Source organism: Pseudomonas sp. RIT-PI-o (assembly GCF_001297215.1).
Taxonomy (GTDB): domain Bacteria; phylum Pseudomonadota; class Gammaproteobacteria; order Pseudomonadales; family Pseudomonadaceae; genus Aquipseudomonas; species Aquipseudomonas moraviensis_A.
This window is the reverse complement of sequence record NZ_LHPA01000020.1, coordinates 436,650-449,516: the sequence shown is the minus strand read 5'-3', so window position 1 is coordinate 449,516 and position 12,867 is coordinate 436,650. Positions and strand designations below refer to the sequence as shown.

General features: G+C 60.2%; 12 protein-coding genes, 1 tRNA gene and 1 pseudogene. 7 read left to right on the top strand and 7 right to left on the bottom strand.

Annotation, left to right across the window (positions count from 1 at the left end):
• Window positions 1-2: 2 nt before the first annotated feature.
• From sbnA to AEQ63_RS27160, 6 genes and pseudogenes are all read right to left on the bottom strand, one after another.
• On the bottom strand, window positions 3-977 hold the full coding sequence (gene sbnA / locus AEQ63_RS29140; protein WP_082367782.1) for a 2,3-diaminopropionate biosynthesis protein SbnA: 975 nt from the start codon (window positions 975-977) through the stop codon (window positions 3-5).
• 405 nt (window positions 978-1,382) lie between these two features.
• Window positions 1,383-1,458 (bottom strand) — tRNA-Phe (locus tag AEQ63_RS10665).
• Between the two features lie 91 nt (window positions 1,459-1,549).
• Window positions 1,550-1,822, bottom strand: coding sequence for an oxidative damage protection protein (locus AEQ63_RS10660; RefSeq protein WP_016772129.1), 273 nt, complete (start codon window positions 1,820-1,822; stop codon window positions 1,550-1,552).
• Window positions 1,819-2,886 carry an A/G-specific adenine glycosylase gene (gene mutY, locus AEQ63_RS10655; protein WP_064363359.1) on the bottom strand — a complete coding sequence of 356 codons (1,068 nt, stop codon included), beginning with the start codon at window positions 2,884-2,886 and terminating at the stop codon, window positions 1,819-1,821. Before mutY ends, AEQ63_RS10660 begins: the two co-directional genes overlap by 4 nt.
• Window positions 2,883-5,099 (bottom strand): AsmA family protein, encoded by a 2,217-nt coding sequence (locus AEQ63_RS10650; RefSeq protein ID WP_064363357.1) that lies wholly within the window; start codon window positions 5,097-5,099, stop codon window positions 2,883-2,885. The genes mutY and AEQ63_RS10650 overlap by 4 nt, the downstream gene beginning before the upstream one ends.
• 78 nt (window positions 5,100-5,177) lie before the next feature.
• Window positions 5,178-5,396 (bottom strand): annotated as a pseudogene (locus AEQ63_RS27160) (acetyl-CoA sensor PanZ family protein); the annotation flags it as partial.
• Between the two features lie 228 nt (window positions 5,397-5,624).
• Between AEQ63_RS27160 and AEQ63_RS10645 the strand changes: the two are divergent.
• The 7 genes from AEQ63_RS10645 (at window position 5,625) to AEQ63_RS10615 (ending at window position 11,496) form a co-directional block, all read left to right on the top strand.
• Window positions 5,625-7,289 (top strand): OFA family MFS transporter, encoded by a 1,665-nt coding sequence (locus AEQ63_RS10645; RefSeq protein ID WP_042608635.1) that lies wholly within the window; start codon window positions 5,625-5,627, stop codon window positions 7,287-7,289.
• Window positions 7,290-7,553: 264 nt separating this feature from the next.
• Window positions 7,554-8,147, top strand: coding sequence for an imidazoleglycerol-phosphate dehydratase HisB (gene hisB / locus AEQ63_RS10640; protein ID WP_016772125.1), 594 nt, complete (start codon window positions 7,554-7,556; stop codon window positions 8,145-8,147).
• Window positions 8,147-8,785, top strand: coding sequence for an imidazole glycerol phosphate synthase subunit HisH (hisH, locus tag AEQ63_RS10635; protein WP_042608636.1), 639 nt, complete (start codon window positions 8,147-8,149; stop codon window positions 8,783-8,785). Before hisB ends, hisH begins: the two co-directional genes overlap by 1 nt.
• Window positions 8,786-9,046, top strand: a complete 261-nt coding sequence (locus tag AEQ63_RS10630) for a DUF2164 domain-containing protein (RefSeq protein WP_042608637.1) — start codon at window positions 8,786-8,788, stop codon at window positions 9,044-9,046.
• Window positions 9,047-9,149: 103 nt separating this feature from the next.
• Complete coding sequence (gene hisA, locus AEQ63_RS10625) at window positions 9,150-9,887, top strand: 1-(5-phosphoribosyl)-5-[(5-phosphoribosylamino)methylideneamino]imidazole-4-carboxamide isomerase (RefSeq protein ID WP_064363356.1); 738 nt, start codon at window positions 9,150-9,152, stop codon at window positions 9,885-9,887.
• Window positions 9,888-9,896: 9 nt separating this feature from the next.
• Window positions 9,897-10,667, top strand: a complete 771-nt coding sequence (gene hisF, locus AEQ63_RS10620; RefSeq protein ID WP_007897430.1) for an imidazole glycerol phosphate synthase subunit HisF — start codon at window positions 9,897-9,899, stop codon at window positions 10,665-10,667.
• Between the two features lie 73 nt (window positions 10,668-10,740).
• A complete protein-coding gene (locus tag AEQ63_RS10615; RefSeq protein WP_042608639.1) occupies window positions 10,741-11,496 on the top strand; it encodes a substrate-binding periplasmic protein in 756 nt (251 codons plus the stop codon).
• On the opposite strand, the gene AEQ63_RS10610 is transcribed toward AEQ63_RS10615, so the two are convergent.
• Complete coding sequence (locus tag AEQ63_RS10610; RefSeq protein ID WP_082367778.1) at window positions 11,477-12,850, bottom strand: Vps62-related protein; 1,374 nt, start codon at window positions 12,848-12,850, stop codon at window positions 11,477-11,479. The genes AEQ63_RS10615 and AEQ63_RS10610 overlap by 20 nt on opposite strands.
• Window positions 12,851-12,867: the final 17 nt, after the last annotated feature.

Sequence of the window (12,867 nt, the reverse complement as noted above, 5' to 3'; positions counted from 1 at the left end):
GATTACGCCGAGAGTGCCAGAGCGATTTCAGGAAAAAGGGGCTGCAGTGCGGTTGCGCCGATCCGCTGGGTGACCCAGTCGTCGCAATAGATGGTTTCGAGATAGCGCTCGCCCATGTCGGGGGAGATCGCCACCACGATATCGTCGGGCCGGATATGCGCCGCCCACTGGCGGATGCCGGCGAGCACAGTGCCGGTGGAGCCGCCGAAGAGCAGGCCGTAGCGTTGCGCCAGCCAACGGCAGACCTTGATCGTCTGTTCCTCGGGAATCGACAGGAAGTCGTGAATGCCCGACGACTCGAATATCTCCGGCAGGCGGCTGGTGCCGAGCCCCGGAATATGGCGCGTGCCGCCCGGCAGGCCGAACGTCACCGAGCCAACGGTATCGACGGCAATGACTTTGGTCTGCGGATGATGTTCGGCGAAGTAGTTCTTGCAGCCCATCAGCGTGCCGGTGGTACCCGCGCCGACGAACAGGTAATCCACTTGGGGAAACTTGTGCGCGATGGACTTGGCAGTCGCTTGATAGTGGGCGATAGGGTTGGTCGGATTCTTGTACTGGTTGAGCCAGATGTAGTCGGCATTGTCAGCGACCAGTTGTTCGATCAGGCGAATCCGCGAATTCAGGTAACCGCCATTCTCGTCACGCTGATCGACCATGAGCATTTGCGCGCCCAGGGCGTGAATCAGCTTGCGGTTCGGCGCGGAAATATTCGGGTCGATTACGCAAACGAACTTGTAACCCTTGGCGGCGCAGACCATGGCCAGCGCAACGCCCAGATTCCCCGATGAGGATTCGATAAGGCGGGTCTTGTGGTTGATCAGTCCGCGGACTTCAAGATCAGCGATCAGCGCGTGCGCGGTCTTCAGCTTGATAGAGCCGGCGGGATTCAGTCCTTCGATTTTCAGCTGGATCGTTGCGCTGCAAAGATCGCCGATCTGCACATAACTGTCTTCATTGATGAGTTGCTTGATCATACGTCGTCCGTTTCGCTCTTTTGCCGGGCGCACGGGGGCGCCAGCATTCATCCTGGAATGTTTGAAAAGCAGTAACTGCAGTTCGCCTGTGGGTTGGATTTCAGATTTTTTTGCTGGACAGGAAGTGACCTTGCGGGCGACGCCGATCGATTCAAAAAATCAGGTTTTTGCGCTCTGAGGGCTACAGGAGTCCAGAGTGTTGCGGGGCGCAAAGTAGAGCCAGTCATTGGCTCGCCAAGGCTTGCTTGAAGTATTGGCGAAACGCCATCTGCGCGGAGAGATACAGATTTCCGGTTTTTTCCAGTACAGCTGGAATCCGGGTGTATCGAAGGGCGAAGAGAGGAGGGGGATCAAATCGCAGGCATAAAAAAACCCTGAATCTTGCGATTCAGGGTTTTCGGTATTTGGTGCCCAGAGACGGAATCGAACCGCCGACACGGGGATTTTCAATCCCCTGCTCTACCGACTGAGCTATCTGGGCAACGGGGCGCATTAAAAGGGTTTTTCGAATTTACGTCAACGACTTTTTGAAAATTTCTTAAATTAATTCCGTCGCTTACGAAATATGCGGGTTATTCGGCTGGCGGCACATAGCCTTCGGCCTTGGCGTATTCCTCGCCGGAGAAGTACTTGTCCATTTCGCCCTGCAGGTATTTGCGATCTTCGGCGTTCATCATGTTCAGACGCTTTTCGTTGATCAGCAGGGTCTGGTGTTTCTGCCAGTCGGCCCAGGCCTTGGCGGAGACGTGGTCGAAAATATCCTGGCCCTTGGCCCCCGGGAAAGGGGCGCGTTCCAGCGCGGGCAGTTCTTCTTTGTACTTGCGGCACATTACGGTGCGGGTCATGGCGACTCTCCTGCATTCAAGACGGCGGCCGCGCGTTCGAGCAAGGTCTTGACCGGGGCAGCAAGGCCCAGGCGCGGCGGGGTGGCGAGGTTATACCAGAGCCAGTCGGCCTCGGCCACGTGATGGCTGGCTTCCTGCACCTGAACCAGCCACGGTTCGATGGATAACTGGAAATGGCTGAACGTGTGAACCAGGCTCGGCAGCGCTTGCTGCTGACCCATGGTCAGCGAGTGCTGATCGGCCAGATGCTGCAGGTCTTCCAGATCATCCAGTTCCGGCAGGCTCCAGAGACCGCCCCACAGGCCCGTCGACGGGCGGCGGTAAAGCAGAATTGCGCCTTCGCCATTGGCCAGCATCGGCATGAGCGTGCGTTTCTGCGGAATGGCCTTGCGCGGCTTGGGAATCGGGTAGCGGGTTTCCAGGCCGAGCATGTGCGCTTCACAGCCGCGCTTGAGCGGACACAGCAGGCAACTCGGCTTGCTGCGCGTGCAGAGTGTAGCGCCGAGATCCATCATCGCCTGGGTGTAGGCGTTGACCCGGTCGGGCGGGGTGAACCGCTCGGCGTTGGCCCACAGCTGTCTGGCGACCTTCGGTTCGCCGGGGTAGCCCTCTTGCGCCGTGAAGCGCGCCAGCACGCGTTTGACGTTGCCGTCGAGGATCGGCGCGCGCAGGCCCATGCTGATGCTGGCGATCGCGCCGGCGGTGGACAGACCGATCCCCGGTAGCTCGGTGAGTTTTTCCACGTCACGCGGGAATTCGCCACCGTACTGGCTGACGACGATCTTCGCGGTCTTCTGCAGATTGCGTGCGCGAGTGTAGTAACCCAGCCCGGTCCACAGGTGCAGCACCTCGTCTTCCGGCGCTTCAGCCAGCGCTTCGACCGTCGGCAGCGCTGCCATGAAACGCTCGAAGTAATTGAGCACGGTGCTGACCTGGGTCTGCTGCAACATGATCTCGGACACCCACCCCCGGTACGGGTTGATGTCCTGCTGCCACGGCAAATCGTGGCGGCCATGGCGGTCGAACCACTCCAGCACCGCCGTGGAAAACTGCTCCGCTGTCATCGCTTGAACAGCCCCTTCAATGCGTTTTTCAGTTCCGGGCTGACTTTGTCCCCCAGTTTCTCGTCGATCTTCTCGCTCAGTTTGTTGCCGGCCATTTTGCTGGCGACCTGACCGAGACGGTCATTGTCGACGCGGCAGGCCTTGGCGCCCAGTTCCAGCGGGCCACGGCAGCGCAGCGGCCACTCGATGCCGACGAACTTCTCGCCGACCTGACAGGCCGGGTCGGGCATGGCGCTGGTGTCGCCTTCGACGATGATGCCGACTCGGTAATCCATGCCCAAAACGCGCAGGTCGATGTCACCGGCACCGTTGACGGTCATGCCGGGGATGCGCACTTTCAGGTCCGGGTTGCTGGCGACGCCGTTGCGCACGGTCAGGTTGCCCTTGAGCTCTTCGAACGGTGTGTCCTTGCCGCGCGGCTCGCCACTGAGGGTCTTGCGATTGAGGGTGGCGATGCCTTTGCACAATTGCTGTTCAAGATTGGCGTTGAGCAGCACGCCGTTGTTGATGACGAAGCTGGCGTTGCCGTTGAGCGTATCGATCAGCGCCTGTTGGCTATTGCCGCTGCCGGTGAGGCTGCTGGTCAGCGTTACCAGACCTTTGACCGGGGGATTCTTGCCCTGGCTTTCGATGATTTTTTCCGCCGGCACGCGATTGAGGCGGGTCTGCAGGTTCAGCACCGGCGCGCTTGGGCGCACGTCGAGGGTGCCGTTGGCGACGAAGCCGCCGTTGTACAGATCACCACTCAGGTTAGTCAGCGTCAGCAAGCCACCCTGGCCGGTGGCTTTGAGCGCGGCGTTCTGGATCGGCAGTTTGTCGAGAGTCAGCTGGCCGAAAGTCAGGTCGGCATCTACGTCCAGTTTCGCCAGGCGTTCCACCGGCAGCAGGCGCTCGGTGCTCCAGGCGGTTTTGCTCGGTTTGTCCGGCAGCGGCGTGGTGCCTGCCACCGCGCCGGCCTCGGTGCTGGCGACTTCGGCCTGACGCGTTTGCGTGGCGCTGTTGGCCTGGGCCGATTTCGGGGGCAGGTAGCGGTCGACGTTGAATGTGTCGGCCTTGAGAATGGCGCGCAACGACTGTTTGGCGAAATCCTCGATGGCGATGCGGCCGCTGAAGCTGCTGTCATCGAGTTTCAGGTTGATGTTGTCGAACGACAGACTGGTCGGCGTGGCGGCGACGCGGCTGACCAGTTCGACTTTGCTCAGGCTGCCTTCGCCCATCGCCGGCAGTGTCTGGCCGATGCTGTCGACGAATTTCGCCAGATCGAACTGGGCGATGGAAATGCCCCCGCTGATCTGCGGCGTCTTGTCGAGGTCGTTGGCTTTCAGCTCACCCAAGGCACGCAACTGGTTGGCGGAAATCTTGATGCCGGTCCATTCGGCGACGTTCGCTGCCTTGTCCAGCAACAACTGGCCCTGGGCGGAGAAAGTCATGGTCTTGCCTTGCAACGGATCGCCAGCGAGTTCGCCGGTCAGCTTCAGGTCTTCGAATTTGTAGCGTTGCAGCGCGCGCTCGAAGCGCAATTCGCCGTTGAGCTCGGTGCGCACGCGCAACACCGGTTGATTGGTGCCGAGGAACGCGGTGGCCTTCACCGGGATGTTGGTCGAGTCGTGCACCGGGCCGGTGCTCAGCTGAATGCTTTCGGCGCTGAACTGCTTGCCGGTCAGCTCATCGGTGTATTCAACGCGGGCGTTGTTGACGGTCAGGCTGTCGATGTCGAGGCGGATCGGCTGCGCCGGTTTTTCCACGGCGACGGTCGGCTCGCTGGCAGTCGTGCCCGGTGTGGCGGGTGGCGTCGAGCCGGGCGTTACCGGCACCTTGCCGATATCTTCCCAGTTGCCGTGGCCGTTCTTGTCACGGTTCAGGCGCAGGTTGAGGCCTTCGACGCGCACATCGCTCATCTGCACTTCACGGCGCAACAACGGCAGGACGCGGACGGACAGACCGAGCATCTGCAAATCGGCAAACGGTTCGGCGGGTTTGGCCAGGGTGGCGACGCTGGCTTCGTGCAGTTCCAGGCCGAGCCACGGGAACAGGCTCCAGCCGATATCGCCATTGAGCGTCAGCTCGATGTGGGCCTTGTCGCGGGCTATCTGGCGGATCTCGTCTTTGTAGTCGTTGGGATCGAAGAGGTGGGTCAGGGCAAAACCTGCCGCCACAATGATCAGCAACAGCCCGAGAAGTACCAGACCCAGGATTTTGCCGAACGCTTTCATGGGCGAGTCCTTGTAGTTAGTCGAATTCGTCATTTGGCCGGGGAGTATAGCGCTGCAAGCACCCGGTTCGGTGTGGCGTCATCTGCCGAGGGTCGGCGGTGGCACCTGCAACTTCGCCACCGGTGCCTGCGCTTGAGGATGCCCGGCGGGCGCCAGAGGGCGCAATCCGGCCCCGGCTTGCGACGCCATTTTTTGCGCTTGGTTCACCAGTCGTTCAGCCCCGCCATGGCGACGGGTAACTTTTCGCACGCATAAATGGGACAAGTAGCAAACGGCGTGGTGCCTTTGCAGACGCGGGGTTGGCGGCTTCCCGAGTCGTACGAGAACAGATGACTTGAAAAAAGGTGATATCAGTTTGGTTTTTCTGTCACCTGAGAATGGTAACCTTCGCCAGTTCGTCCGCCCGTCTGCGACTTAACGTCGCGCCATCAAGGAGCTTCACCTAAAAAAACGGTCATGCCTGCGTGCATAAGGCCGAGGGTGAGCAGTGGCTGGCGAACCATACTAACAATTGGGGGATACACAATGAGCACGAGCATCACGGCGGACGGCCTCAAAGCCGACCAGCCTGCGTTCCTGTCCAAGGAACGCATCATCGCCAAGCCCGGTTTCAACCGCTGGCTGGTTCCACCGGCCGCTTTGGCCATTCACCTGTGCATCGGCATGGCCTACGGCTTCTCGGTGTTCTGGTTGCCGCTGTCCAAGGCACTGGGCGTTACCGCGCCGGTGGCTTGCGCACCGGACATGAGCTTCATCGCACAGGTATTTTCGTCGAACTGCGACTGGCCGATCTCCATGCTCGGCTGGATCTACACGCTGTTCTTCATCTTCCTCGGCTGCTCGGCAGCGATCTGGGGTGGCTGGCTGGAACACGCCGGTCCTCGTAAAGCGGGCGTGGTGTCGGCGCTGTGCTGGTGTGGCGGTCTGCTGATTTCCGCGCTGGGTATCTATACCCACCAGATCTGGCTGATGTGGATCGGCTCGGGCGTGATCGGCGGCATCGGTCTGGGCCTGGGCTATATCTCGCCGGTATCGACCCTGATCAAGTGGTTCCCGGACAAGCGCGGCATGGCGACCGGCATGGCAATCATGGGCTTCGGTGGCGGCGCGATGGTCGGTGCACCGTTGGCGACTGCGCTGATGAGCCACTTCGCTTCGCCAGAAGGCGTGGGCGTATGGCAAAGCTTCGTGGCCATGGCGGCCATCTACTTCGTGTTCATGATCGGTGGCGCATTGTCCTACCGCGTGCCGCCAACCGGCTGGAAGCCTGAAGGCTGGACCGCTCCGGCAAAGAAAGCTTCGAACGCGATGATCACCAACCGTCACGTTCACGTGAACGTAGCGTGGAAAACTCCACAATTCCGTCTGGTCTGGCTGGTGCTGTGCCTGAACGTGTCGGCGGGTATCGGCATCCTCGGCATGGCTTCGCCACTGTTGCAGGAAGTGTTTGGCGGCAAGTTGCTGGGCGTTGACGTGCCGTTCGGTCAACTCGACGCCGGCCAACTGGCTTCGATCGCGGCGATCGCGGCGGGCTTCACCGGTCTGCTGAGCCTGTTCAACATCGGTGGCCGCTTCTTCTGGGCCTCTTTCTCGGATTACCTGGGCCGCAAAAACACCTATTTCGTGTTCTTCGCCTTGGGTTTTGCCCTGTACGCACTGATTCCGAACCTGGGTCACTTGGGCAACGTTGCGCTGTTCGTGGCGGCGTTCTGCATCATCCTGTCGATGTACGGCGGTGGTTTTGCCACGGTGCCGGCCTATCTGGCCGACCTGTTCGGTACGCAGATGGTCGGTGCAATCCACGGTCGTCTGCTGACTGCCTGGGCTGCTGCCGGTGTGCTCGGTCCGGTGCTGGTGAACTACCTGCGTGAATATCAGTTGAGCATCGGCGTGGAACGCGCAGCTGCCTACGACATCACTCTGTACATCCTCGCCGGCCTGCTGGTGCTGGGCTTCCTGTGCAACCTGATGGTGCGCCCAGTCGCTGACAAGTACTTCATGACCGACGCTGAACTGGCCGCCGAACAGGCGCTGGGCCATGACAAGGGTGCTGATGCCAGCACCGTTCTGGAGTGGAAAGCGGCGCCGGGCACCAAGCCTCTGGCAATCGCTGCCTGGCTGGTGGTGGGTATTCCGTTGGCGTGGGGTGTGTGGGTGACCCTGCAGAAAACGGCGGTATTGTTTCACTAAGTAAAAAGGCAGTACCCCTGTAGGAGTGAGCCTGCTCGCGATAGCGGTCTGACAGTCACAGAAATGTTGATTGCCAGGTCCTCATCGCGAGGAGGCTCACTCCTACAGTTGTTTTTGGCGTGCCTGTAATGGCTTGTATGGACATGTCTACCCGCGACAGCCGGGCGTTCTATCCGTCAGGCATCTCTCCTCTCGTGTTTCTGTTTGCGCCTCGCGTGCCTATAATGGCTGCCTTTTTCGCCCAATGATTTTGCGGAGCTGGTGATGGCCGAACGTAAGGCGTCTGTCGAGCGCGACACTCTGGAAACCCAGATCAAAGCCTCGATCAACCTTGATGGCACCGGAAAGGCCCGATTCGATATCGGCGTTCCTTTTCTTGAGCACATGCTGGATCAGATCGCCCGTCACGGGTTGATCGATCTGGATATCGAATGCAAGGGCGATCTGCATATCGACGACCACCATACGGTGGAAGACGTCGGTATCACCCTCGGCCAGGCCTTCGCCAAAGCCATCGGCGACAAGAAAGGCATCCGTCGCTACGGCCATGCCTACGTGCCGCTCGATGAAGCGCTGTCGCGCGTGGTGATCGATTTCTCCGGTCGCCCGGGCCTGCAGATGCACGTGCCGTACACCCGCGCCACCGTCGGCGGTTTCGACGTTGACCTGTTCCAGGAATTCTTCCAGGGCTTCGTCAACCACGCGCTGGTCAGTGTGCACATCGACAACCTGCGCGGCACCAACACTCACCACCAGATCGAAACCGTGTTCAAGGCATTCGGCCGCGCCCTGCGCATGGCCGTCGAGCTGGACGAACGCATGGCCGGGCAAATGCCATCGACCAAAGGCGTGCTGTAATGCAGACGGTTGCAGTTATCGACTACGGCATGGGCAACCTGCACTCAGTGGCCAAGGCGCTTGAGCACGTCGGCGCCGGCAAGGTGCTGATCACCAGCGATGCGAACGTGATTCGTGAAGCCGACCGCGTGGTATTCCCCGGCGTTGGCGCGATTCGCGATTGCATGGCGGAGATCCGTCGGCTCGGCTTCGATTCGCTGGTCCGTGAGGTCAGCCAGGATCGGCCATTCCTCGGCATCTGCGTCGGCATGCAAGCCTTGCTCGACAGCAGCGAAGAGAATGATGGCGTTGACTGCATCGGCCTGTTCCCGGGCGCGGTGAAGTTCTTCGGCAAGGACCTGCACGAAGACGGCGAGCACCTGAAGGTCCCGCACATGGGCTGGAATGAGGTGAAGCAGAATATCAGTCACCCGCTGTGGCACGACATCCCGGATCTGGCGCGTTTCTACTTCGTGCACAGCTACTACATCGCCGCCGCCAATGGGCGGCAGGTGGTGGGCAGCGGTCATTACGGTGTCGATTTCGCCGCAGCGCTGGCCGATGGCTCGCGCTTCGCCGTGCAGTTCCACCCGGAGAAGAGCCATACCCACGGCCTGCAATTGCTGCAGAACTTCGCCGCATGGGACGGTCGCTGGTAAATGGCTGGCAAGAAGTCCAAACCGCCGATCCTGACCCTCACTCCCGAGCAGGAGAGCGAGGCCAATCGCAAGATTCAGCGGTTCATGGAAGACCGTTTCGAACTGGACCTGGGTTCGTTCGAAGCGGCGGAAATTCTTGAGCTGTTTACCCGCGAAATTGCTCCGCACTATTACAACAGGGCGATTTTCGATGTGCAGACCCACCTCAAGGAGCGGTTTGAAAGCATCGAAAGCGACCTGTGGGCGCTCGAAAAAAATTAAGAGCAGCGGCAAGCGTCAAGCTGCGAGCTGCAAGAGATAGACGCGCGTGCGCGCTTGCAGCTTATGGCTTGCAGCTTGCCGCTCTTTTGACGAAGGAAAAAGCATGCTGATTATCCCCGCTATCGATCTCAAAGACGGTGCCTGCGTACGCCTGCGCCAGGGCCGCATGGAAGATTCCACGGTGTTCTCCGATGACCCGGTGAGCATGGCTGCCAAGTGGGTGGAGGGCGGTTGCCGCCGTCTGCATCTGGTCGACCTCAACGGCGCGTTCGAAGGTCAGCCGGTCAACGGCGAAGTGGTCACCGCGATCGCCAAGCGCTACCCGACCCTGCCGATCCAGATCGGTGGCGGCATCCGCTCGCTGGAAACCATTGAGCATTACGTCAAGGCCGGCGTGAGCTACGTGATCATCGGCACCAAAGCCGTAAAGGATCCTGCGTTCGTCGCTGAAGCCTGCCGCGCCTTCCCGGGCAAGATCATCGTTGGCCTGGATGCCAAAGACGGCTTCGTTGCCACCGATGGCTGGGCTGAAATCAGCACCGTACAGGTGATCGATCTGGCCAGGCAGTTCGAAGCCGACGGCGTGTCGTCGATTGTTTATACCGACATCGCCAAAGACGGCATGATGCAGGGCTGCAACGTACCGTTCACCGCTGCTCTGGCCGCTGCGACGAAGATTCCGGTGATCGCTTCCGGCGGCATCCACAATCTGGGTGACATCAAGTCGCTGCTTGACGCCAAGGCGCCGGGCATCATCGGCGCGATCACAGGCCGGGCGATCTACGAAGGCACACTCGACGTCGCCGAAGCGCAAGCTTTCTGCGATTCGTACCAAGGCTGAGGACTGACCATGGCGCTGGCCAAACGCATCATCCCTTGCCTGGACGTGGACAACGGCCGGGTCGTCAAAGGTGTGAAGTTCGAGAACATCCGTGACGCCGGTGACCCGGTGGAAATCGCCCGTCGCTACGACGAGCAGGGTGCCGACGAAATTACCTTTCTCGACATCACCGCCAGCGTCGATGGCCGCGACACCACGCTGCATACCGTCGAGCGCATGGCCAGCCAGGTGTTCATTCCGCTGACCGTCGGCGGTGGCGTGCGCACCGTGCAGGACATCCGCAACCTGCTCAATGCCGGCGCGGACAAGGTGTCGATCAATACCGCTGCCGTGTTCAACCCGGAGTTTGTCGGTGAAGCCGCGCAGCATTTCGGCTCGCAGTGCATCGTCGTCGCCATCGACGCCAAGAAAGTCTCCGGCCCGGGCGAAACCCCGCGCTGGGAGATCTTCACCCACGGCGGGCGCAAGCCGACCGGCCTCGATGCAGTCGAGTGGGCGAAGAAAATGGAAGGCCTCGGTGCCGGCGAAATCCTCCTGACCAGCATGGATCAGGACGGCATGAAAAACGGCTTCGATCTCGGCGTTACCCGCGCCATCAGCGATGCGCTCGGCATTCCGGTGATCGCTTCCGGCGGTGTCGGCAACCTGCAGCATCTGGCCGATGGCATCCTCGAAGGGCACGCCAGCGCGGTGCTGGCAGCGAGTATTTTCCACTTCGGCGAATACACCGTGCAGGAAGCCAAGGCCTACATGGCGCATCGCGGCATCGTCATGCGCTAAAGCGTACAGGCCAGTGGACAGCATGGCGCGCCCAAGGCACTCTTGGGCACGCCATGGATTCCGGTAGCCCGACATGATCAAACGCCTGCTTGTTGTTCTCGCCAGCGCCTCATTGTTGTTCATCAGCAATGCCCGGGCGCAAAACAGTCCCGACACCGATCTGGTGCTGCTCACCGAAAACTTCCCGCCGTACAACATGGCGAAGAACGGCAAGAATTTCGCTCAAGGCGAAAACATCAACGGCATTGCCACCGACATCGTTCGCGAGATGTTCCAGCGCGCCGGCCTCACGTACAGTCTGACCCTGCGTTTCCCTTGGGAGCGTGTCTACAAACTCGCGCTGGAAAATCCCGGTTATGGGGCCTTCGTCATGGCGCGCCTGCCCGATCGCGAAAGACTGTTCAAATGGGTCGGACCGATCGGTCCCGATGACTGGATCCTGCTAGCCAAGGCTGACAGCAAGATCACCCTTGAAACCCTCAACGATGCACGCAAATACAAGATCGGCGCCTACAAGGGCGACGCGATTGCCGAGACGCTGACCAAGCAAGGCCTCAAGCCGGTGGTGGTGCTGCGCGATCAGGACAATGCGAAGAAACTGCTCAACGGCCAGATCGATCTGTGGGCCACCGGTGATCCTGCCGGCCGTTATCTGGCCCGGCAGGATGGCGTGACTGGCCTGAAGACTGTGCTGCGCTTCAACAGCGCCGAGTTGTACCTGGCGCTGAACAAGGATGTGCCGGATACAGTCGTTGCCAGGTTGCAGGCTGCGCTTGATCAGATGCGCAAGGACGGAGTTGTCGACGAGATCATGGGACGCTATCTGTAACCACTGGCAACTCTGTGCTTGCCGGCAACGCTGCGACTTCGTTATCCGCTTCGTGATCGACTGTCGCGCTTTGCGTGTGCGTGGCCTCAGCAGGCAGGTCTGTCGCGTTCGGTTGCGGTGGTGTGTACACGCTGAAGTGCAGGTTCCTGCCATCGGTGTAGCTGACGACGCTGCCGATCTGTGTGCCGTCCGCGCGAAGCAGCTTATAGTCACTTTGAGTCAGATACACCGCCATCGAGCTGTTGCCGGCGACAATAGCCGCGACATCGATGGGTGCCGGGTTGAGCCATTCGTTCGAGTGTGTTTCACAGTGGGTAAAGTCATTGTTCAACCGCGCCGAAAACAGAAAGGGTTGCGACAGGTTGCTTTGCCACTGTGCGCCGAACTCGATCAAAGTGGCATTGCTGAACAGGCGCAGTCGGTTGTTTTGCTGCAGGCGGGGTGCGACCCAGCGCACAGTCTTGTTGTTGTTTTCCGTGTTGTGGCAATGGCCAACGAGCTGATAGTGATCCGTGCGCTGAAGCAGATACTCAGGTGACTGATGGAACTGTTGGCGTCGGGTGAGCTGTGGGTCTTTTACGATGAACCATGGCAGTCGAGCGCTGTAAGCAGGTCGCTCGGGCGCCTGCAGGGTGGCTGGTGTTACATCGACAAGGACTGGCGCGGCGGGGCGCGCATTGACGTCAATCACAATCGGGATACGCAGGGAATAAAGGTTGAAACTGGCGGGTTTGGAATAACCGTTGACGCCGACGAAGGTGCCTGGCGCCAGATGGATTTCATCCGCAGGCGCCGAAGGCGGAATGGCACTCCACGTGCTGATGCTTTGTCGGGCCCCACTGCCCTTGTCTGTCCACACCGGTACGTTGAGGCCAGAAGCAATCAAGAGGTCGGCACGGACGCAACGGACAGCATTCAAGGAAGGCTTTCCGTGACCGTCGGAGCAAACCGAACCGAGCGCTACGTACCCTTGCGGAGGAATGGGTCGCCAGATCGCCCCGTCCTTTTTCGAACCTGAACCTGTGTCTTGCCAGATCAGTTCGTAGTCGTCAGGCCGGCGCAACGCGCTGCCTTTTGCGGGGTCTGCACTGGGTGTCGCCGCTTCGCAAACCACGGCCACTGCATGTCTGTCATTAATGTTGTCATGGTCATCAATCGCCACGTCTCCCAACGGGAAATAACCCGGCAGCACATCGGCAGGTGGCGTGGGCCGCCAGAAGGCCGCCGGTTTCACTCGGGAGCCAACGGTGTCCCAGATGCGCAGAAACTCCGTCGTGAAGCTGATCAGCAAGTTGTCGTTTCGGATGGGTTGCATTTGCGCGGTTGGCAAAGCGGCAGTCTCATGAGTAGGCATTGCAATTCCTGATAGTT